Annotated in this window: 16 protein-coding genes and 1 pseudogene; 9 read left to right on the top strand and 8 right to left on the bottom strand. The window is 53.1% G+C overall.

Going from position 1 to position 21,422, the window contains the following annotated elements:
* The first annotated feature begins 32 nt into the window (after positions 1 to 32).
* The 4 genes from CKL79_RS15930 to CKL79_RS15915 are packed head-to-tail and all read left to right on the top strand — an operon-like array spanning position 33 to position 6,045.
* Complete coding sequence (locus CKL79_RS15930) at positions 33 to 2,705, top strand: efflux RND transporter permease subunit (protein ID WP_121970567.1); 2,673 nt, start codon at positions 33 to 35, stop codon at positions 2,703 to 2,705.
* A gap of 45 nt (positions 2,706 to 2,750) precedes the next feature.
* Complete coding sequence (gene hpnA, locus CKL79_RS15925) at positions 2,751 to 3,737, top strand: hopanoid-associated sugar epimerase (protein ID WP_121970566.1); 987 nt, start codon at positions 2,751 to 2,753, stop codon at positions 3,735 to 3,737.
* A gap of 24 nt (positions 3,738 to 3,761) precedes the next feature.
* Positions 3,762 to 5,396: a cyclic peptide export ABC transporter gene (locus CKL79_RS15920; RefSeq protein WP_121970565.1), complete on the top strand. Its 1,635-nt coding sequence runs from the start codon at positions 3,762 to 3,764 to the stop codon at positions 5,394 to 5,396.
* Positions 5,389 to 6,045, top strand: coding sequence for a phosphorylase (locus CKL79_RS15915; protein WP_121970564.1), 657 nt, complete (start codon positions 5,389 to 5,391; stop codon positions 6,043 to 6,045). Before CKL79_RS15920 ends, CKL79_RS15915 begins: the two co-directional genes overlap by 8 nt.
* A 272-nt stretch (positions 6,046 to 6,317) precedes the next feature.
* On the opposite strand, the gene rsmH is transcribed toward CKL79_RS15915, so the two are convergent.
* Positions 6,318 to 7,196: a 16S rRNA (cytosine(1402)-N(4))-methyltransferase RsmH gene (gene rsmH / locus CKL79_RS15910; RefSeq protein ID WP_121970563.1), complete on the bottom strand. Its 879-nt coding sequence runs from the start codon at positions 7,194 to 7,196 to the stop codon at positions 6,318 to 6,320.
* Between the two features lie 182 nt (positions 7,197 to 7,378).
* On the opposite strand from rsmH, the gene CKL79_RS15905 reads away from it, so the two are divergent.
* Positions 7,379 to 8,563 carry an NAD(P)H-quinone oxidoreductase subunit H gene (locus tag CKL79_RS15905; RefSeq protein WP_121970562.1) on the top strand — a complete coding sequence of 395 codons (1,185 nt, stop codon included), beginning with the start codon at positions 7,379 to 7,381 and terminating at the stop codon, positions 8,561 to 8,563.
* 113 nt (positions 8,564 to 8,676) lie between these two features.
* On the opposite strand, the gene CKL79_RS15900 is transcribed toward CKL79_RS15905, so the two are convergent.
* The 3 genes from CKL79_RS15900 to CKL79_RS15890 all read right to left on the bottom strand — a co-directional run bounded on the left by CKL79_RS15900 (position 8,677) and on the right by CKL79_RS15890 (position 11,043).
* Positions 8,677 to 8,976, bottom strand: coding sequence for a hypothetical protein (locus tag CKL79_RS15900; protein ID WP_121970561.1), 300 nt, complete (start codon positions 8,974 to 8,976; stop codon positions 8,677 to 8,679).
* Positions 8,977 to 9,060: 84 nt separating this feature from the next.
* Positions 9,061 to 9,897 (bottom strand): Rpn family recombination-promoting nuclease/putative transposase, encoded by an 837-nt coding sequence (locus CKL79_RS15895; RefSeq protein ID WP_121970560.1) that lies wholly within the window; start codon positions 9,895 to 9,897, stop codon positions 9,061 to 9,063.
* Between the two features lie 57 nt (positions 9,898 to 9,954).
* Entirely contained in the window at positions 9,955 to 11,043 is a 1,089-nt protein-coding gene (locus CKL79_RS15890; protein WP_121970559.1) for a Gfo/Idh/MocA family oxidoreductase, read from the bottom strand.
* A gap of 109 nt (positions 11,044 to 11,152) precedes the next feature.
* Between CKL79_RS15890 and CKL79_RS15885 the strand changes: the two genes are divergently transcribed.
* From CKL79_RS15885 to CKL79_RS23935, 3 genes and pseudogenes are all read left to right on the top strand, one after another.
* Complete coding sequence (locus CKL79_RS15885; RefSeq protein ID WP_121970585.1) at positions 11,153 to 12,694, top strand: FAD-binding oxidoreductase; 1,542 nt, start codon at positions 11,153 to 11,155, stop codon at positions 12,692 to 12,694.
* A 245-nt stretch (positions 12,695 to 12,939) separates the two neighbouring features.
* Complete coding sequence (locus CKL79_RS15880; protein WP_240518899.1) at positions 12,940 to 13,890, top strand: aldo/keto reductase; 951 nt, start codon at positions 12,940 to 12,942, stop codon at positions 13,888 to 13,890.
* Between the two features lie 23 nt (positions 13,891 to 13,913).
* Positions 13,914 to 14,121: pseudogene (locus CKL79_RS23935) on the top strand (transposase); the annotation flags it as partial.
* Positions 14,122 to 14,237: 116 nt separating this feature from the next.
* Here CKL79_RS23935 and CKL79_RS15870 read toward each other — a convergent pair.
* Both CKL79_RS15870 and CKL79_RS15865 read right to left on the bottom strand, forming a co-directional pair.
* Positions 14,238 to 14,858, bottom strand: coding sequence for a cation diffusion facilitator family transporter (locus CKL79_RS15870; RefSeq protein ID WP_170944081.1), 621 nt, complete (start codon positions 14,856 to 14,858; stop codon positions 14,238 to 14,240).
* 291 nt (positions 14,859 to 15,149) lie between these two features.
* Complete coding sequence (locus CKL79_RS15865) at positions 15,150 to 16,361, bottom strand: acetamidase/formamidase family protein (RefSeq protein ID WP_240518898.1); 1,212 nt, start codon at positions 16,359 to 16,361, stop codon at positions 15,150 to 15,152.
* A 512-nt stretch (positions 16,362 to 16,873) separates the two neighbouring features.
* On the opposite strand from CKL79_RS15865, the gene glnT reads away from it, so the two are divergent.
* Positions 16,874 to 18,199: a type III glutamate--ammonia ligase gene (gene glnT, locus CKL79_RS15860; RefSeq protein ID WP_121970556.1), complete on the top strand. Its 1,326-nt coding sequence runs from the start codon at positions 16,874 to 16,876 to the stop codon at positions 18,197 to 18,199.
* A 91-nt stretch (positions 18,200 to 18,290) separates the two neighbouring features.
* Here glnT and CKL79_RS15855 read toward each other — a convergent pair whose 3' ends face one another.
* Positions 18,291 to 20,504, bottom strand: coding sequence for a phosphoketolase (locus CKL79_RS15855; protein ID WP_121970555.1), 2,214 nt, complete (start codon positions 20,502 to 20,504; stop codon positions 18,291 to 18,293).
* Between the two features lie 233 nt (positions 20,505 to 20,737).
* A complete protein-coding gene (locus CKL79_RS15850; RefSeq protein WP_121970554.1) occupies positions 20,738 to 21,421 on the bottom strand; it encodes a response regulator transcription factor in 684 nt (227 codons plus the stop codon).
* Between the last annotated feature and the right edge of the window lies 1 nt (position 21,422).

Here is a 21,422-nt window from a genome sequence, read left to right as displayed (position 1 = left end):
GATCGCACGCTAAAAACCTAAGTCCTGCTGGTATGGCCCCTACTTCGTTTCGAGATCGGTTTAACGTCTCCAGGATTGCAATTCAGCATTCTTGGGTGACCGTTTGCTGCTGGATTGCGATCGCAGTAGCGGGCCTATTTGCTTTGAGTTCCCTCAAGTACGCCCTTTTTCCTGACATTACTTTTCCAGTCGTGGTGGTCAGTGCCACTGCGCCGATTGAGACCGCGCTAGAAAGCGAGACGCAGTTAACCATTCCATTGGAAGATCAGCTGCGATCGCTAGAGCCGCTTAACAAGACCGTTTCATCGACATCGGCGGGTCGCACCGTCATCAATCTGCGGTTTAAAGTTGGTACGGCACTCGATGAAGATAGGGCTGCTGTTGAGCAAGCGCTGGGCGAGGTCGAACTGCCGCCAGCGGCTAGTTACGACATTATTCCGCTGAATCTCAATGAGGCCACGGCCATTAGCTATGCGCTTTCGAGTGAGGGCCTATCGCTAACCGACTTGGCAGACCTGGCGGAAGCTGAAATTCTGCCCGTACTGCAAGAAATTTCCGGCGTTCTCCGGGTAGATCTGCGAGGCACAGGCGTTCAAGCGCAGCCAGACGAATTGGAGGGATCGCTAGCTGCTTTGCAAAACTCACCGACGCTGGTGCGCTTTGACCGTCAGACGGCGCTGGCGGTGCAGGTGGTGAAGCAGGGCGATGCGAATACGCTAGAGGTGGTAGACCGCGTAGAATCTGCCGTGCAGCAGTTGGAAAGCGACCTGCCGCAGGTGCAGTTTACGCTGGCGGCAAGTCAGGCGGAGTACATTCGGGCGGCAACGCAGGCGACGATTAGCTCGCTGATTGGGGCGATCGCCATTGCCGTTTTGGTAATCTTTGCCTTTTTACGTAGCTGGCGGGCCACGCTAATTACCGCCCTGGCGATTCCGCTCTCGCTGCTAGGTACCTGCATCGTCATGGCGGTGGCAGGCTTTAACCTGGAGACGATTACGCTGCTAGCCCTGGCGCTGGTGATTGGCATTGTAGTAGATGATGCCATTGTGGAGCTAGAAAATATCATCCGGCATATTGAGCTGGGGCACAGTCCGCGTCAGGCGGCACTGATTGCCACGCGAGAAATTGGCCTGACGGTATCGGCCTCTACACTGACGATCGCAGCAGTATTTTTGCCCGTGGCCTTTATGGGCGGCACGATTGGGCAGTTTTTTAAACCCTTCGGCCTGACCGTATCGGCAGCGGTGCTGATTTCTCTGCTGGTAGCGCGGACGCTCTCTCCGGTGCTGGCGGCCTACTGGCTGAAACCAGGACGATTGCCGCCAACAGAGGCCGATCAAGGTGGTGGTCAGGCAGCGCCTGTCTCCTGGTTAGAACGTAGCTATAGCCGCTTACTAGCCTGGTCGCTGGCGCATCGGTGGAATGTGGTAGGAATTGCGATCGCTAGTTTCATCGCCGGGATTGCCATCATTCCGCTGATTCCTCAAGGCTTTATCCCGCAGCTTGATCGGGGTGAATTCTATCTCAATTACACGGTACCGCTGGCCCAATCTCAGCCCCGACCGGCGGGCGGGCCATTACAAGATCCCCAAGCCAATCCTTCCTCTATTGACCCGAGAGCGCAGCTACTGCAGCAAACTTTGGCAGCGGCTGAACCGCTAGAAGACACAGTATTTCAACTCTCAGAAGTGGACTCGGTGCTGACAACTGCAGGCGGACAGGGGCGACCTAATCAGGGCAGTCTTTATATCAAATTGAAGGGCGATCGCACCCGTGACACCGCCGCCGTCCAAACCCAGCTTCGCCAGGATCTACCCGAGCAAAGCGACCTCATCACCAGCATCGAAGACGTTCAGTTTGTCGATACTGGTGGCGAAAAGCCTTTGCAAGTGGCCCTACTCGGCGACGATTTGGCAACGCTCGATCAAGCCGCTGCTGAAGTCAAAGCAGAAGTTGAAGGTTTGCCCGGCTTTGCCGATGTCAGCCTTTCTGGAGAAGACAATACCCCTGAGCAAATTGTTGAAATCACCCGCCAAAACGGTGAGCGAGTAGCCTTTATCAGCGCCAATCTGAGCGAGGGTAAAGCCTTGGGAGACGCTACCGATCAGGTGGTAGAGATTGCCCAGTCTATTATTCCTGCCGACATTCGCATCGACCTAGGCGGCGACTCTGCCCGCATTGGTGAAGTGCTGGGCAGCTTTGGGAGAACGCTGGCTTTTGCCGTCGTTTGTATGTTGGCGGTGCTGCTGATCCCGTTTGGGCGGCTGCTAGAACCGGCGGTGGTTGGGCTGACGCTGCCACTGTCTGTGGTCGGGGCGATGCTGGCGCTGCTGGTCACTCAGAGCGATTTTGGCCTGGTGTCGGTGCTCGGGCTGCTGTTTTTGCTCGGGCTGCTCGATAAAAACGCACTGCTAATGATGGACTACACCAATCAGCTCAGGCGCACGGGCATGAAGCGCACCGAGGCCATCTTGCAGACGGGGCTGGTGCGGCTGCGGCCTATCTTGATGACAACGGCTTCTACTGTGCTGGGGATGATCCCGATCGCGCTAGGGTTGGGCGCAGGCTCGGAGCTGCGTCAGCCGATGGCCGTGGCGATTATTGGCGGGCTGCTGACTTCTACGTTACTGAGCCTGGTGGTGGTGCCCGTGCTCTATAGTCTTTTAGAAGATAGTTGGGAAAAGGTAGCCCGACGCTCTGCCTGAGAAGGCGGTGGAACCGGAACCGGATACAAAAGGGGAATTCAGACCATGCAAGTGTTTGTCACCGGCGGCACCGGATTTATCGGGGCAAATGTCATTCGCCTACTGCTGCAAGAAGGGCACAGCGTCCGCGCTCTCGTGCGGCCCAACAGCCGGCTTGATAATCTGCAAGGGTTGAACGTTGAAAAAGTCACGAGCGATTTAAACGATCCCGATCTCTGGCAGCAGATGCAGGGCTGCGAGGCGCTGTTTCATGTGGCGGCGTACTATTCTCTCTGGCAGTCAGACCGGGAGCGGCTACACCAGGCCAATGTTTTGGGCACGCGCAACTGTCTGGCAGCGGCTAACCGCGCAGGCATTAAACGCACGGTCTATACCAGCTCGGCGGCGACGATTGGCCTGGGGCCTCAAGGCGTGCCAGTCGATGAAACGCATCAGTCTCCGGTGGAAGACCTGATTGGGCACTACCGCAAGTCTAAATACTGGGCGGAGCAAGAGGCTTTTAAGGCGATCGCCGGGGGGCAAGATATCGTGATTGTTAATCCTACGTCGCCGATTGGGGCCTGGGACGTTAGGCCAACGCCTACCGGGGATATTATTGTGCGGTTTTTACGGCAGAAGATGCCGTTTTATCTGGCAGATACAGGGCTCAATTTTGTTGATGTGCAAGATGTGGCCTGGGGGCATCTGCTGGCGCTGCAGAAAGGGCACTCGGGCGATCGCTACATTCTAGGCAACCAAAACATGAAGCTTAAAGCGATGCTCGACCTGCTAGAAGACTTCACGGGTATCAGCGCCCCCACAAGATCCATTCCAGTCGGCATTCCGCTCGCCGTTGCCTGGATAGAAGAAAATCTCTTGGCCCGCCTGGGTAGAAAGCCGACCGTGCCGCTAGATGGCGTTCGCAAGGGTACCAAAACTATGTATTACGACGCTTCTAAGGCTGTTAAGGAATTGGGATTGCCCCAAACGCCAATTTTGCAGGCTTTACAGCGTGAGGTCGATTGGTTTGTCGCGAATGGCTACGCGGCCTGAGCAATCCAGATTTTCTCTATTCCTATGGATGTCATTGTTTTTTTGTTGAAGGCTTCGTGGCGGGCGGTGGCGATCGCGCTCCTGACTGGCTTAGTCAGCGGTGGCTGTAGCGCGGGTCTGATTGCATTGATCAGCCGGACGGTCGTGCAGGAAGGGTTGCCGAGTGGGGCAATCACAGTTGCCTTCATCGGCTTGGGCATTGTCGCGCTCACGACTGCTATGTTCTCTCGCATTCTGCTAGTCCGCTTCTCTCAGGCGGCGGTATTTGATCTGCAAATGCGCCTCAGCCGCCAGATTTTAGCGACTGAACTAAAACCCTTAGAGACCTTAGGACTGCCGCGCCTGCTAGTAGTGCTCACAGAAGACGTACAGACGGTCGCAAACGCCGCTGGTGTGGTGCCGATGCTAGTAATTAACATTGCTAGCGCCGCAGGGTGCATGGTCTATATCTCCTGGCTGTCGTGGCAAGTGCTGGCGCTGGTGATTTTGCTGACGCTGATCGCTTCAGTGAGCTGTCGCTGGTTTCTAGTCAGTGGCTGGCGGTGGTTGGGCATAGCCCGAGAACAACAGGATCAGCTATTTCAACACTTTCGCACTTTGGTTGATGGCGTCAAAGAACTCAAGCTGCACTATTTGGGTCAGCAAGACTTTTTAGAAGCAGATTTACAACAAACCGCTATTCGAGTTCGCCGCGCCAACGAGCGAGGCATGAGCCTGTTTGCCATTATCGATAGTTGGGGAAAGTTCATCTACTTCTTTGCGGTGGGGCTGATACTGTTTGCCCTACCGCGATGGATTGGCATCACCCCAGAAATGCGCTTTGGCTACGTGCTTACCTTTACCTATGTGCTCGGCCCGATGGAAAGCCTGGTCAACAAGCTACCGCTGCTCAGTCGCGCCAGCATCGCTCTTGATAAAATCAGGACACTGGGTCTGAGCTTGAGCAGTCCTAAGTCTGCTGCGACAGCGCCCCCACCGCCCACCGACTGGCACCGCCTTAGCCTCAAGGAGACAACCCATACCTACCGCACCGATCAGGGCGACAGCGAATTCACGCTTGGCCCCGTAAACCTGACAGTGCATCCTGGCGAGCTAATTTTCGTCATTGGCGGTAATGGCAGCGGCAAATCTACACTAGCCAAGCTAATAACGGGCCTGTATCAACCTCAGTCTGGATCTATCTGGCTAGACGATCAGCCGGTGACGGCTCAAAATCAAGACTGGTATCGCCAGCATTTTTCTGTTGTTTTCTCAGATTTCTATCTATTTGATCGACTGTTGGGCTTCGACAGCAGCGCCGACGATATTCGCGCCAGAGAATACCTAAAAAAATTACAGCTCGACCATAAGGTCAGCATTGATCATGGCGAATTTTCGACAACGTCACTTTCTCAGGGTCAGCGCAAGCGACTCACGCTGCTAAGCGCCTATCTAGAGAATCGCCCGATCTACCTGTTTGACGAATGGGCAGCCGACCAGGACCCTACCTTCAAGCACATTTTTTACACTCAGTTTTTGCCTGATTTAAAAGCCCAAGGCAAGACTATTTTTGTCATCAGCCACGACGACCGCTATTTTCATTGGGCAGATCGCTTAATTAAGCTCGACTACGGCAGCATTAGCTACGATAACCCACCTGTTCAGCCATCTCATGTATAGCGAAAGCGTAAAAATTCAGACAGTTCTGGTGCCGGCGGGGGCTGAGTACCAGGCCGTCAAAAGCGGACTGAGTAGGGTGCCAAATGCTCCTGAATTAGTGGCGATTCCGGCGGGGCCGCAGGGTGTTAAAACGTTTTTAGAAACCCGGTCTATTCGGGAGGGCGGCGTATTGCTGATGGGGTTAGGCGGCAGTCTCACGCCTGAGCTGAGCGTGGGTAATGGAGTCGTGATAGAGAAAATTTGGCAGGCGGCAGGAGAGATGTTTGCATGCGATCGCACTCTCACCACTCAACTGGCAGAACGACTGAGGATTGCCACTGGGATAGGCGTGACATGCGATCGCGTGATTACAACCGTAGCGGAGAAAAAGAGATTAGGCGATCGCTACAGTGCCAGCGTCGTCGATATGGAAGGAGCTGTTTTACTGAAGGCATTGCCTGAGAGGGCGATCGCTATCTTGAGAGTGATCAGTGATGACTGTCAGGATGATTTGCCCGATATTGCGGGGGCGATCGCAGCCGACGGCTCACTCAGGCCAATGTACCTAGCTCTCAGTTTTATAAAACGTCCGCTATCAGCAATCCGATTTATTAGAGGCTCGCTAAAAGGACTCAAAGCGCTAGAAAATGTGGCCTTCGCGCTTTTCTAAGGGTCGGTTCTGCTAGAGGGTTAGAATGCACAGAGGCTAGATGACGGCAACACTACAGTCAATATTCTGACCCTGGGAGTTGTCCACGAAGGCATTGCCAACAGTGCGCTGTCGCTCGTAGATTATTATCTGCCTGATTCCTGGGATGACAAACTTGCCCATGCATTCACCATTGCCATTATCCTGGCAATAGGCTGGATAGCGCAGCAAGCAGTCAATACCACCAAAGTATTAATTCTGCGGCGATACAGCACCGACAAAATAGCCTTGAACTACAGCGCCTTGCGTTCGGCGATTCTCAGTTTGGCAGAGCGCGATCGCTTGTTCTCCCTCACTTCTTCTCGCGTCGCCACAATCGGCTTTTTGGTAATAATTTGCAACCGCTCGTCCCCCCGAAAGGCATACTTCACAATCCGATCTTCCAAACTGTGAAAGCTGATAATCGCCAGCCGTCCTCCCGGGGCTAGCCAGTCAGGCGCTTTTGCCAAAAAATTCTCTAGCGCCGTTAGCTCACCATTCACCGCGATCCGCAGCGCTTGAAAGGTGCGGGTCGCCGGATGAATGCGACCGTGGCGGGCTTTGGCGGGGTAGGCACCCGCGATCGCATCAGCCAGTTCCGTCGTCGTACTAAAAGGCCGCTTCTCTACCATTCGCCGGGAAATCCGCCGCGACAGCCGCTCCTCTCCATATTGATAAATCGTATCGGCCAGCGTCTTTTCATCCCAATGATTGACAATTTCAGCCGCCGTCAGCTCCTGCGTGCTGTCCATTCGCATATCTAGCGGAGCTTCGTGGCGAAAGCTAAACCCCCGCTGCGACTGATCAAGTTGCGTAGAGCTAACGCCAATATCAGCCAAAATGCCGTCAAAGCGTAAGTCAGCCGGATCGTAGCGAGCAAAATTAGTGTGAATAAAAGTCGTCCGGTTAAACTCAGCTAGCCGTTCCTCAGCCGCTGCTAGCGCCTGCAAATCTTGATCAAGCGCTACTAGCTCCACATCTGCCGCAGCCTGCAATATCAGCTCGGCATGGCCCGCCCCGCCCACGGTCGCATCTAAATAGCGATCGCCCGCCCGCACCTGTAGCCCCTCAATCACCGCCCCACTCAGGACAGGAACATGAAAAAAAGGCTGAGCAAATCCATCTTCAGACATATCTTTAAGCGCTAGGGTTGGGCGGCAGCAGTTCAGCAGCGCCGAAAAACGCTACCTTGGAATAGACTCACAGGGCAGTCTAACCCCTGCAAATCAATATTGTTTGACCGTTGAATCTTTAGAGTAAACGTATGACAATAGCAAAGTAATAGAGTAGAGCCGTAAAGGAAACCCGTAAACACATGGCAACGCTGCAAACCAAGACCGAGCCCATGGTCATTAACATGGGGCCTCATCACCCTTCTATGCACGGGGTGCTCCGTTTGATTGTCACCCTAGATGGTGAGGATGTGATCGACGTTGAGCCGGTCATTGGCTATCTGCATCGCGGCATGGAAAAAATTGCCGAAAGCCGCACCAACGTCATGTACGTGCCCTACGTCAGCCGCTGGGACTACGCCGCTGGCATGTTCAATGAAGCCATCACGGTCAACGCGCCTGAGAAGCTAGCCAACATCGAAGTGCCCAAACGCGCTAGCTACATCCGCATGATCATGCTAGAGCTAAACCGCATTGCTAACCATCTGCTGTGGCTTGGCCCCTTTATGGCCGACGTTGGCGCTCAAACGCCCTTCTTCTACATCTTTCGCGAACGGGAGATGATCTATGACTTGTGGGAAGCGGCTTCTGGCGCCCGGCTGATCAACAATAACTATTTTCGCATTGGTGGCGTTGCTGCCGATTTGCCCTACGGCTGGATTGATAAGTGCAGAGACTTCTGCGATTACTTTATGCCCAAGGTGGATGAGTATGAGCGGCTGATTACTGATAACCCCATTTTTCGTCGCCGGGTAGAAGGCGTCGGCACCATGTCTCGGGAAGATGCGATTAATTGGGGCTGCTCTGGCCCGATGCTCCGAGCCTCTGGTGTGAAGTGGGACTTGCGTAAGGTAGACCACTATGAGCGCTACGACGAGCTAGATTGGGACGTGCAGTGGGCCACCGAAGGCGACTGCTTTGCCCGCTACGTTGTGCGCAATAACGAAATGCGCGAGTCGGTGAAAATCATCCGTCAGGCGATGGATCAGCTGCCTGGTGGCCCCTACGAAAATCTAGAAGCTCAGCGGATGGCAGGCGGACCGAAGTCGGAGTGGAATGGCTTTGACTATCAGTTTTCTGGGAAAAAGATCGCGCCTACTTTTAAAATTCCTGAAGGGGAGCACTACGTCCGCATTGAGACTGGCAAAGGCGAAATGGGCATCTACATCATTGGTGAAGACAATGTCTTCCCCTGGCGATGGAAAATCCGCTCGGCTGATTTTAACAACCTGCAAATTTTGCCCAATCTGCTGCGCGGCGTGAAGCTGGCTGATATTATGCCTATTCTCGGGAGCATAGATATCATCATGGGCTCTGTTGACCGATAGAGCACCCCTGTTGACAATCGTTTGTCTGTATCGACTATCTCAGCGCTGCCGTTTCAGCGCTGAGATTTCACTACTGCTCAAGCCGGTCTTCTGGCTGATGGTGTCTGCTGGCTTCAGGCATCGAACTTAGACTTAGCTTTTTCAAAGGCTATTTGCAGTTCTTGCCAGGCGGAGTCTGCGCCTGCCTTCATTTCTTCCCAGGCACTGTCTGCTGAGTTTTTTAGCGCTGCATACTTAGCCTTCGTTTCTGTCTGCTTCACCTTTAAGGCGGCAATTTGCTCTTGATATTTGACTTTGGCTTCGGCTTTGGCGGCATCTGCTTTGGCCTGAAGCGCGTCAATTTGAGCGCCTAGCTCCTGCATTTTGGCTTCGGCTGTTTCTTGGTACGCCTTTTTATCTGATTGACTGGACATCACGAATCTCCCGTAGCGAACGTCTTTATATTAACGATAGACTCTGTTATTAGAGCTGATAGCCGAGCTTTATTCCTTTTTGAACTATCTGAGCAACAAAATCTGCTCTACGCTTAGTCCTGTTGTCTGGCTGATGGTCTCGATGTCTAATACGTTTAGGAGGGAGCGGGCGATCGCTTCTGCCTGCTGCCGCTTACCCTGCTCAATTCCCTGTTGAATGCCTTTTAGCACGGCATTGCGGCTGTCTTGCAAAAACATCTGCTTACGCTCAAAAATGTCTAATTCTTCCCGGCTCAGATTGCTCAGCTCGGCAATCTCAAAGGCTCTTTCAAAGGCGGGCGTATCCTGCCAGGACTGCGGCACGACTTCCAGGCTCTCTGCCTGCTTGAGAAAGTATATCCAGCGATCGCTCAAGGTTGTGAGTTCGTCGAGTGATTTCTCAAACTTGGGCAGCTCTACAAACACCAGCTCAATATCGTCTGAGTAGGTGGTGAGGTCGTCTTTTTCCTTGAGGGCATATCTTGAAATTACCTTTTCACTCTCAGGGAACATCTCAAAGTCGGTGATGGTGAGGGCAATTACCGGGTTGAGGCGGGCGTATTGTTGACCGCTCTCAAGCTGAATGGAGAATGCCTTGGCCGCGTTGTAAAGCACTCGCTTTTCAAAGCCCAGAACGTTCAGCACCTGCATTTCGATAATCACAGTTTTATCGTCAGTCAGCGTCGCTTTGACATCGAGAAAGGTGTCTTTCATGCCCTTAAGCTGAGGCGCTTGGTACGGATCAATAATCTCTAAGTCTTGAATAGCCGCCTGCCCTTCGTACAGCAAAGCGTTAAGAAAGCTGATGAGGATATCTTTACTCTGGCTTGAGCCAAAGATCTTTTTGAAGGCAAAGTCTGTCTTGGGGTTGAGGAAGCGCATTGGCCAGTGCCAAACAGTAATGATGTAGCTTCAGTATAGTGAATTCGGCATTGTCCGCTAAAGGTTAGGAACCGATAGCTGAGTTTTGCCTTCGTGAGAGCGGTGGGTCAAGTCCATCAGGAGCTGTGAGTAGACGCCTTCGGCCATGGAGGGCGCGATCGCTCTCCCCGTCTCAATGCAGCTCACCCAGTGATTCACCACTCGCACAAATGGCGCAATCCGCCCGTCGCTATACACCTTGGGAAAATTCAGCCGCTCTGGTGTCGGCACTTCCTGGAGTTCACCGCCCTGCTCACTGGCAAACACTTTGAACCCGTTCACGTAATCTGTTTGGCTAGGATTGCCGATTACCAGCGTGCCTTTGTCGCCATACACTTCTATCCAGTGGCCGCGTCCGGCGTAGCTGACGGCGCTGAGCGTGATCTGGCAGAGGGTACTGCTAGCGAGGGTGAGGGCTATGGCACAGACATCATCAGAATCAACCGGCTTCATTTCGCCAGTGTCTGGGTCGGGCCGCTGCGTAATCGACGTGCTGAGCGTGGCGCTGATATTGTTTGCAGGGCCAAATAGCCAGTTGACATAGTCAAAGGTATGAGAGATAGAGCCCAGTGCGCCGCCGCCAAGCTTTTTCTGCGCGTACCAGTTCCAGGCTCGCTGCGAATTGGCCCGGCTGGAGGCCAGCCAGTCAATTTTGACCAGGCGCTTTTCTCCCACCGCGCCGTGAACTAGCAGTTCGGCAAAGTGCTGCCAGGCGGGGATATAGCGAAATTCAAAGTCGGGCACAACGGCGACGTCATGTTCTGCTGCCAGAGACTGCAGGTGCTTGGCCTCACCAACTGAAAGGGTCACAGGCTTTTCTAGCAGGAGATGCTTGCCGGCTCTGATGATTTCGCAGGCCATGTCGTAGTGGGCAAAAGGTGGCGTGGCCAGGGTGACGGCCTGTACGCTGTCTTGGGCGAGGATGTCGGTGAGGCGATCGCTCGCAAACCCGGCCCCACAGTCATCAGCCACCTGTTGGGCTTTGGCGCGATCGCGGTTCCACACCGCCACTACTTCCGTTCGATGATGCGCCTGCAACCCTGGGATATGCACCTTCTGCCCAAAGCCCGTGCCGACAACTGCCACACCGATAGATGTCTGTGCCATCGCGAATAAAGCCTCCTGCTATGCGCTACGCCTATGTGTATCAGCCTACTAGGAAGCGGTAGCCTTTTGAATGACCCATCGGGACGCGCTTTTTTCCTATACTGAGAGGATGAGTAAAACCCAAGAAATACTGTCTACCATCCCCGGCAATCCGCTTATTGGCCTCCAGAAAGCTGATGAGCTGTGGAGGACTTATAAGGCTGGCGAGCGCTCTTTCCCGACTGTGATTACTGAGCAGGCTAAGCCTCTAGAACAAGTCGATTATGATGTGGCGGTCTGTGGGGGAACGCTTGGTATTTTGCTGGGGGCGGCGCTGGCGGGTAAAGGTTGGCGAGTGGTGCTGCTGGAGCGAGGGGAGCTGCGCGGACGCGAGCAGGAGTGGAATATCTCGCGGCGGGAGCTGGAGACGTTTGTGGAGTTGGAGTTGCTGAGTGAAGAGGAGTTGGGTGAGGCGATCGCCACCCAATACAACCCCGCTCGCATCACCTTCAACGGCGGCAAAGAACTTTGGGTAACAGACGTTCTCAACATTGGCGTAGACCCGGTGTATCTGTTAGATAAGCTGAAGCAAAAGTTTCTCGCCAGCGGCGGCACACTCTTAGAGCACACGCCTTTTCAGTCGGCTACCGTCCATCCTAACGGCGTCAGCATTCAGGCATCAGATTCACCCATTACCGCCCGGCTGCTGGTAGACGCGATGGGGCACTTTTCTCCTATCGTGCAGCAAGCTCGCCAGGGCGAAAAGCCAGATGCTGCCTGTATGGTTGTCGGTACCTGTGCAAAAGGCTACAACAACAACGAAACCGGCGACCTGATCGCCTCGTTTACGCCCATCAAAAACCAGTGTCAGTACTTTTGGGAAGCCTTTCCTGCTCGCGATGGCCGGACCACTTATATGTTCACCTACCTGGATGCGCATCCCAGTCGGCCTAGCTTAGAAGCGTTTTTTGAAGACTACCTGACGCTGTTGCCTGAATACCAGAATACGCCGCTCGACCAGCTTGATTTTGTCCGCGCCCTCTTTGGCTTTTTTCCCTGTTACAAAGATAGTCCCTTGCAGTATCCCTGGAACCGTACGCTGCCCGTCGGTGATAGCAGCGGCAGCCAATCGCCACTGAGCTTCGGCGGCTTTGGCGCGATGGTTCGTCACTTAGGAAGACTCACAAAGGGCATTCATGAAGCCTTAGATGCCGATTTGTTAGACAGCAAATCGTTGGGAGTGCTCCAGCCTTATCAGCCGAATCTCTCTGTTACCTGGCTATTTCAAAAGTCGATGAGCGTAGGGGTAAATCAAAAGGTTCCTCCTAATAAAATTAACGACGTTCTCTCCACCATTTTTGCAGATATGGCCGCGTTAGGAGATGATGTGCTCAAGCCTTTTTTGCAAGATGTTGTTCAATTTCCGGCGCTGGCAAAAACCATGCTGCGAACCTCTACCCGGCATCCACTCTTGGTCGCCAGCATTTTGCCGCAGGTCGGCGTCGGCTCGGTGGCTAGCTGGATGCGACACTTTGTCAGCTTAGGCGGATACAACGTCCTAAACGCGGCTGAAAGCTCGGTTGATAGAGCGCTGGCCAGCTCTGCGAAAAAACAATACTACGCTAATCGCTGGATCGACGCCCTGAAATATGGCTCTGGCGGTGACTATTAGTGTGGTGAGAGCGATCGCTGTAGGTACCAAGTTGTATCTGCTGCTGGCAGCAGATACAAAGGTTAATGGAGCTCAATCCTGGCAAAATTAAATATATTATCTGAAGGGTCAGAAGGCTATGGAAGCTGTCCTATATGCCCTGTAGCCGTTGTGTCACTCTCTCAGGCTGTGGGGTATTGATTTTAATGAAAAGAACCCTTAGGGTAGCGAGGTAATCAACCGCCTAAACTGGTGGAGAAGCCCGCATGAAGACATACACGCTCAACGATGGAAACAAAATCCCCGCTTTCGGTTTGGGTACCTGGAAATCGCCGGAAGGGGAAGTTCGTCAGGCGGTAAAAGAAGCACTGCGGGTCGGCTATCGCCATATTGACGGGGCCTGGATTTATCAAAATGAAAAAGAGGTGGGTCAGGGCATCCGTGATGCTATAGATGCCGGGATAGTAACGCGCGAGGAGATTTTCGTCACCTCTAAACTGTGGAATACTTTTCATGCACCCGATGATGTAGAAACGGGTTGTCAGGAGACGCTGACGGCGCTTGGACTCGACTATATAGATCTGTTTTTGATGCACTGGCCGATTGCCTTTCGGCCTGGAAAATCGCAGCACAAGGCTCCTGAAGATTTTTGGCCGCTGGCGGAAATGCCCTTGTCTAAAACGTTTGAGGCAATGCTGAAGCTGCGGGAGAAGAATCTTGTGAAGAGCGTTGGGGTCTCTAACTTTACGGTTTCTAAGCTGAAGCAGCTAATTGATGAGAGCGGCGCTGTGCCAGCGATGAATCAGGTAGAACTGCATCCTTACAATCCGCAAACTGAGCTATTGGCCTACTGCCGCGAGCAGGGCATCTGTGTGACGGCATATTCGCCTTTAGGATCGAGCGATCGCCCCGACAGCATGAAGGCAAAAGACGAGCCGCCGCTGCTCGAAAATGAGACGGTGAAAGCGACTGCCGACAAAGAAGGCGTGACCCCTGCTCAGATGCTAATTGCCTGGGCCTTAAGCCGCGATACTGTGGTCATTCCTAAGTCTACTAACGCTGGGCGGATTGCCCAAAACCTGGCGGCTACAGAGCACAATCTCTCTGATGAAGCTCGCGCTGCCCTAGAAAACATTGATATTCACTATCGCTACGTCAGCCCGAGAGGGTGGTTTTTCCCTGGCATCACCTACGAGGGTGAGAGCTTTTGGGCGTAGAGTCATCGCTTGTTTTGCTCTCCGCGTTACGCTCTGGTATCGCAGGTACGCTCTCCGAAGGCATCCGCGCTTATGAGCTACGCCATGTTCGCTATATTGGTTTGGCCAAAACTCACTTACAACATCTGATGACGGCGACTGTGATCGACTGTAAGCGGGTTCACGAGTGGTTGAAAAGAGACGACTCGCACATCTCAGTTCGTCAAACTCATGACCCTATCGATAGGTTAAAAAATATTTCGCCACTAGTATCTAAAGTGGACAAGAGCCCGAAGCAGACGTCATTTCTCAGCCCTGAACTATTGTTGTTTGAAACCTATCGTTAAGGATGACTGATTGTGATGTTCTTAGTGCTTTGCAGTGCTGGCCCTTTGAAGGGACTGAAGGCTATCAAAGATTAGGGGAAGTGAGCCTATGCCAAGCATGACGGCGATGCATAGGCTGATAATCTGATCGACCCAATTCCAATGAAACGCCCAGATCAGAACGGCGGAGACAATCACACCCGCCGAACTGACAGTATCTGCCAAGACATGCAGAAACGCGCCGCGAACATTGAAGTCGTGTTGGCTGTGGTCATGCAAAACTGACGCGGCTATGATATTGACGCCCAAGCCCACGATAGCCGTCACTAGCATCACCTCGCCTGCCACGGCAGGATGCTCTCCGTGAAAGCGATTCACCGCTTCCCAAACCACCCATACAGCAAGAACTAATAGCCCTATGCCATTGGCGAGTGCAGCGGCAATTTCTGCTGTTTGTGGCCCCAAGGAGTCCTGCTTTTGGATGGCTAAATGCGCTAGCCAAGCTGCCCCAATCGCCAAGCTCAATGCCAAGCAGTCAGACAGCATGTGGCCCGCGTCTGTTATTAGTGTAAGGCTATGACTCCACCAACCTGCCGTCCATTCAAAAAACGAGAACCCACCTGATAAAAATAGGCCAATACTCAGCATGTGGATTTTATTCATGCGGGTAGAAGTCGACTCGGGCAGATTACCCTGCAATAGATTATGTTCTGAGCAGTTACAACGGCGCATACTGATTGGTTCTGAGTTGTCTCTAAAGTATATTTTGATGCTGTCTTTTGATGCTGTCTGAGTAGCGGCCGAATGTTCGACCGCATAGTCAGGTTTAAAGATTGATCGCCGCTTTGAGCGCCTCTATTCTCGCTGAAGAATTGCCTATCTGCCTTGGTCTGCAATTCCTAAACAACATAGACAGGATAGCGGGCGACAGTGCCACGACTCAAAATACCCGGCCTATTCCAACGGCACAAATAGCTGCTTTGGAATCACGCCGTGAATGCCTTTGACAATGTCGACAACTTGAGAGACCTCAAAGTCAATAGCAGCGCTTCCTAAAAGTAGCGCGTCTTGCTCGGTCAGCTCATATTCGCTGTTGACGATTCGCAAAGACTCTCTGACTGACTCTTTCATCGCTTCATCGAGATCTTCATCGAGACCAACGGCGATCCAGGCATCTTCAGTCTCACCCATGGGTTGTTCGAGTGTCATCTCTTTGTGCAGCACTAACTCAAAGGTGGGCGTCAGTGAGCATTCAATCGCCGTCAGCGCGACCTCTCCGTTTCCCTGAGCGCAGTGCGGATCGCCAGAATAGAACAGGGCTCCGGGTACCTGAACGGGTAAATAAAGACTGCTGCCGATGCCCAACAGTTTGATATCGACGTTCCCGCCATAGACGCCGGGTGGAATAGAGTTTACAGCATCTTCCACATTGGCCGGAACCACACCCATAATTCCCATGAAGGGTTTTAACGGGATGCCCAGATCAGGCTGGCCATTGCTAGGCCGAAAAACACCGATATCTTTCGCCATATCAACAGGAATCACTTTGGTATAGATATCTGCATCGTTCACCGGAAACTCTCCCGGTAGCGCGCCTTTACCATGACGGTTGGAAATCACACCATAGGGTACCCGATAGGCAATATCGACAGTTTTGATTTCCAATACATCGCCAGGTTCCGCGCCCTCTATATAAATTGGGCCGGTGATGACGTGGGGACCGGGGCCGGTTTTCTCGACGTTGGCTTTCACTATCAGCTGGTCAGGGAGAATATCCTCTTCTTTAATTCCCTGCCCTGTCAAAAACTCAACCGTGTCACCCTGGTCGGCTAAGATTCCCTCGTGAGAAATCGTTTCTAAGACTACCTGGTCGCCCGATTGAATCGTCAAAATCGGCTCACTATCTGGCTTAAAGAGTTCTCCCCAGATCACATGATCTGGCGTTGACTTTACCTCGTAAACCTGACCTGTTGACTGAGCAATTTCAGTTGACGCTAAAGATTTGAGTGACCCGTTGGCGGCACAGAGCGTCAGCATGGTTACCAATGCGAGGGCGATCAGCGATCGCCGATCCTTCCCGGCAGCGGCTCGTTCTCCTAAAAACCATCTGAAACGCTGCTGCACTTGCCTCAACGATCCACCAAACCACACCTTCATGCTTTCCATAGACAGATACCTGTTGCTTGCTAAAGTACATAGCTACGCACAGTGAACTATCTTTTGATACATCAATATGTAGCTGAAATCACAGAGTAGGATACTTGTTATGACAATTGAAGCGCAGCTGCGACTGAGCGCAAGTAGCTCGACACCCTATGACTACTAGGCGGTCAGAGGCCACTATTTGTCACGAAACATGATGAACTATCTACGTTTCAGACTCTGGGCCAGGTCTAATCACCTCTAGTGTCGCGGCAGTTGAGCAGTACAAATGGTTTTTCAAGACCTCCATGCTGAATACTGGTCCCGCCTGTGGATTGCGATCGCAAATTCCAGCCTTTGTAAAGTACATCCCTATGCAGAGATCACACCAACTTCTGGGCTTTCCCACAGTTTTTTCCCTCTCCAGCTAAGCTTACGACTACAAGAAAGATTTAGTAACAGATGCTACAAAAGCTGGTGAGTCAGGCTGTTTTACTAAGGCAGAAACCATACAGCTTAAGCTGGCGGAACTTACTATGGTCGGAACGCTAACACAGACACAAAGCCTGGTAGAGCAAGCTAAAACGCTCGGCATCAAATTCTTTTTGGTCTCCTACACCGATTTGCTAGGCGGAACGCGGGCCAAGCTGGTACCTGCTGCCAAAATTGCCGCTGTCGAGCAAGACGGCGCTTTTTTTAGCTCCTTTGCTTCTAATTTGGGGCTGGGACCAGACGCTGCGGAGATTGCCGCTATTCCTGACCCTAGCTCACTGATTCAGCTACCGTGGGAGCCTACCGTCGGTTGGGTGGCCAGCGATGTGTTCTTTGAAGGTAAACCCTTTCCGGCTGCACCTCGGATGATTTTAGGCCGGGTGGTCGATCAGTGTGAAGCGATGGGCTACACCTACAAAGCTGGAGTAGAAGCGGAGTTCTTTTTACTGAAAAAAACTGAGGCGGGTTACGTTGTTGCTGACGAACGCGATACCGCAGAGCGGCCCTGCTACGACCAAATTAACCTGATGCGTCAGTTCGATTTAATTTCTACTATCGTCGGCTATATGGAGCAGCTCGGTTGGGATCCCTATCAGTGCGATCATGAAGATGCTAACGGTCAGTTTGAGCTGAACTGGGGCTATAGCGATGCCAAGACAACGTGCGATCGCCACACCTTCTTTAAATACATGGTCAAAACCCTGGCCGAACAGCGCGGCCTGACGGCTACTTTTATGCCCAAACCCTTCAGCCATATTACCGGCAGCGGCGGGCATGTCCACAGCAGCCTGTGGCAAGGCGACACCAACAGCTTTGACAAAGGCGCAGACGCAGGCGGACTGTCTCCGGTAGGCTATTGCTTTCTCGGCGGTGTTCTCGCTCACGCCAAGGGGCTCACGGCCCTGTTTGCACCCACTGTGAACTCATACCGGCGGCTAGGGGCAAGTGCAACAACTTCTGGCAGCACTTGGACACCGCGATACATTTCCTATGGCGGCAACAACCGCTCCCATATGCTGCGCATTCCTGAGGCTGGCCGATTTGAATGTCGGTTAATTGACGGCTCAGCCAATCTTTACCTGGCGCTAGCCGGACTCTTGGCAGCAGGACTAGACGGTATTGAAAAAGAGACCTCTCCGGGAGCGAGAATTGACGAGAATTTGTTCGCTCGGGGCGCAGAGTTCCCAAATCTGGAAACCCTGCCGACGAATCTGTTTGAGGCATTGACCATGCTCAAGCAAAACAAACTGCTGATGGATACTTTAGGCGAACTTGGCGCAAAAACCTTCTTTGAATTTAAAAACAAAGAGTGGAGCGGGTTCTGTTCTATCGTCACCGATTGGGAGATGGCGCAGTATATCAATGTTTAGGCATTGAGTTAGTCGGTTGGTCAGTGATTGAGTCTCTTGTCTGCTGCCGCCGCCAAAGGTGAGATTCTCTCGCTTCTCACGCCCTTCTCTTTTAGCTCAGTAACGCCTTGGCCCGGTTGACCATTTTCTCTGCTGTTAGCCCGTTAAAAGCGAGGAGCTGAGCAGCGCTAGCTGTGGTTTCGCCGCGTTTCCAGGCGATCGCATCTCTAGGCAACCCACTCCGCAGCATGACTGGCTCTAGCATGGCGCTCGCCCCGCCGCTGATACCGACGAGAGCGTCGCCATCAAATAGCTCTAAAAACTCAGCATCAGACAAAAAGCCATTGTCTGCGGCCTGCGAACAGGTTTCCCAAGCCACATCGCTCGGGCGGTAGAGGCGGCGCGGACTGATAATAGCAACAATCTTAGAACCAATGCCCTGCGCGGCTAGAGCGCGAGCCGCGTCGATTACTGGGATTAAAACCAGATCGCCGACGACTGCAAAAACAACCGTTCTCCCACCGGGCGTAGACTGCAATTCAATCGCGCCTTTTTCTAACGCCTGGCGGGTTTGTTCAACTGTTGTTCTGACCGGTAAAGGAGACTTGCTCGCGGTAATCGGAATACCTTTGTTTTTGGTAGTGACTGCCCAGTCGTAGCAGACTTGAATACTGTTAGCATCGACTGGGAACAGCGGAAACACGTTGCCATTGCGCATCATTGCCGCAAAGTAGTTTTCGATTTCGGGGCGCTGATGCGTCCAACCGTTGCGGCCCTGCTCTAGTGCGCCTGCTGTAAATAGACAGATGCTAGAAGGGGTCTCCCGGCGCAGCTCAGCCATGGCCTGAATCACAGTCTGCCAGATCGGTAGACCGTTCACCGCAAAAGACTCGTAAGAACACCAGAGCGATCGCCCACCAAACAGTGCCTGACCTGCTGCCAAGCCCGCACAGGCATCTTCACTCAGCGGCTCATAGACCTGTCCGCCTGGCCCCTGGAAGTAGGTTTCATCGACGGTTGGGTGCACAATCTTCAGCGCCTGGTTGATATTGTTAATGCCCGAAGCCGCGTTGCCGTCAGCGTTGGTAATCACAAAGTTGGGGTCTTGCTGCCCGATGTGGGCTACCAGCGCACCCATCGCGGTTGTGGCTACCTGCTTTTTCCCCTCGCCTACTGGAAATTCATTGAGCGGCAGTTGACCTAATTTAGCTAAAGGGAGTTCTGATTCAGTGACAGCTACCTGGGCCGCAGGTCCACCGCCAGCACGCGCGAAGTTGGTGCGCACCAGATTCCAGCCAGCAGGAGGGAGCGATCGCGCCTTGAGAGCCGCCACAATGTAGTCTTTTTCCAGGCTGTCACCCGCATACAAATTGTGAGACTGGGCCCCGCGCTTATGGACTCCTGCGCCTTTGAGCTGTTTGACAATCAGCACTGTTAGCGTGCCGTCTAGGGCCGATTTAGCAGCTTCGTCTACCGCTTCTAGCATCGCCTGCGTAAAGGCCAGCCGCTGCTCCATAGAAAAAGCAGTGCTGTCTACATAAGCGCTAGACTGATTGGCATCGTCGTAGTCTTTGGCATCTAGCAAAATGACGTTCTCGAAGCCATTGCCCTGCCAGTAGGCCAGCATAGCCTCGTTGCTTTGCGTAGAGACCATGCTGTGGTGCTCTTGCGAAAAGCCATTCCACACCAAAATCGGCAAAAAGTTAGTGGTCTCTGGATAGGCCGTATGGAAGTGGGCCATACTGCTCATGATGTAGGGTTCGCCTAAGCCGCCATCGCCAATGGTGACCGGAAACAGCTTGTCAGGGTGGAGCTTAGCCCCAGCCATAGCAAAGTGCTGACCTTGACCTAGCGGGCCTGCCGGACTGAGCAAGCCGGGAATTTGGCCGGAGAGATGACCGAGCAACCCGTGGGTTTCGCGGAAGCGATCGCCCAGTTGCTGCACGGTTTTAATGCCCATGGCCTCTAGAGAAGAGTCCATAAAAACGGTGCTATAAAAGCCGGGGGCGTGGTGGCCGACTTCGGTGATCAGATTTTTGTAACCCAGCATGACTAAAGAAGCGATCGCATCGGCAATGCTGGCAAACCCTCCTGGATGGCCAGACTGCTTGCTAGCTGTTGTCTGCAGCGTCAGGTAGCGCAGCGCATCAGCAGCCAGCAGCGTCTGATAAACCGCTGCCGGATCGCTCGGAGAAGAGATAGCCTGCTTACCTTCACCAATGACTGCCGACTGTCCATACTGCTCAAACTCAGCAGTAGGCTTACCAAAATGCTGAATTCCCTCACAAAAGGCGGGGGCTGGAGATTTTGAAACAGCTACAGTCATCGAAAAATATCCTCGGCGTAAATCAGGCCAGCATCAGTCAGCACAACGGGCCAACTTACGTCATATATTACGGCAACGTGCCAGAACGGGATCAGCCTTTGTCGCCTGACCGGAAAATATCAATTGCTTGCCAACGCTGTATTGAGAGCCATCCTGCGCTGAAGCTGAGTCGATTTGACCTAGCAACAGCCCGAATATTGAGGCCGCCCATGGCGAACAGTAGAAGCCTAGTGCTAACTCCGCATCACATAGCCCACGCCGCGCACGGTTTGAATCAGGCGGCTTTCGTCTTCGGCTTCTAGCTTCAGGCGCAGGTAGCGAATGTAGACTTCGATAATGTTGGAATCGCCCATAAAGTCGTAGCCCCAGACTTCTTCGAGGATGCGATCACGCGTCAACACCTGCTTGGGATGCGAGATCAAATAGTCCAGCAGGTCAAATTCTTTGGCGGTGAGTTCGATGGGGCGATCGCCCCGCTTTACTTCACGAGTTTTGCGGCTCAAGCTCAAATCGGCAAACTGAAAGGCATCTGGGTCGTCTGACTGATTGCGCCGCAGGTGAGCCCGCACCCGTGCCAGCAGCTCTTCAATGCTAAAGGGTTTGACGACATAGTCATCGGCTCCGGCATCGAGCCCGGCGACCCGATCTTCAATGCCGTCTTTAGCGGTGAGTAAAATTACCGGCATCGTTGCCCCCGTAGAGCGCAGTCGGCGGCAGACTTCTACTCCGCTCATGCCCGGCATCATCCAATCGAGCAGTACCAAATCGGGTTCACTGTCCCGAGCAGCCATCAGCCCGCTGAGCCCATCGTTAGCGACAGTTACTTCATAGCCTTCGTAGCCCAGCTCTAGCTGCACAAATTTAGCCAGCTTTTCTTCGTCTTCTACGACTAAAATGCGCGCTCCTCCGCTAGACATC

The sequence above is a fragment of the Leptolyngbya sp. BC1307 genome (assembly GCF_002286735.1).
GTDB lineage: Bacteria > Cyanobacteriota > Cyanobacteriia > Phormidesmidales > Phormidesmidaceae > Phormidesmis.
The sequence above is the reverse complement of the archived record's forward strand: the minus strand, read 5'-3'. Positions and strand labels throughout refer to the sequence as shown.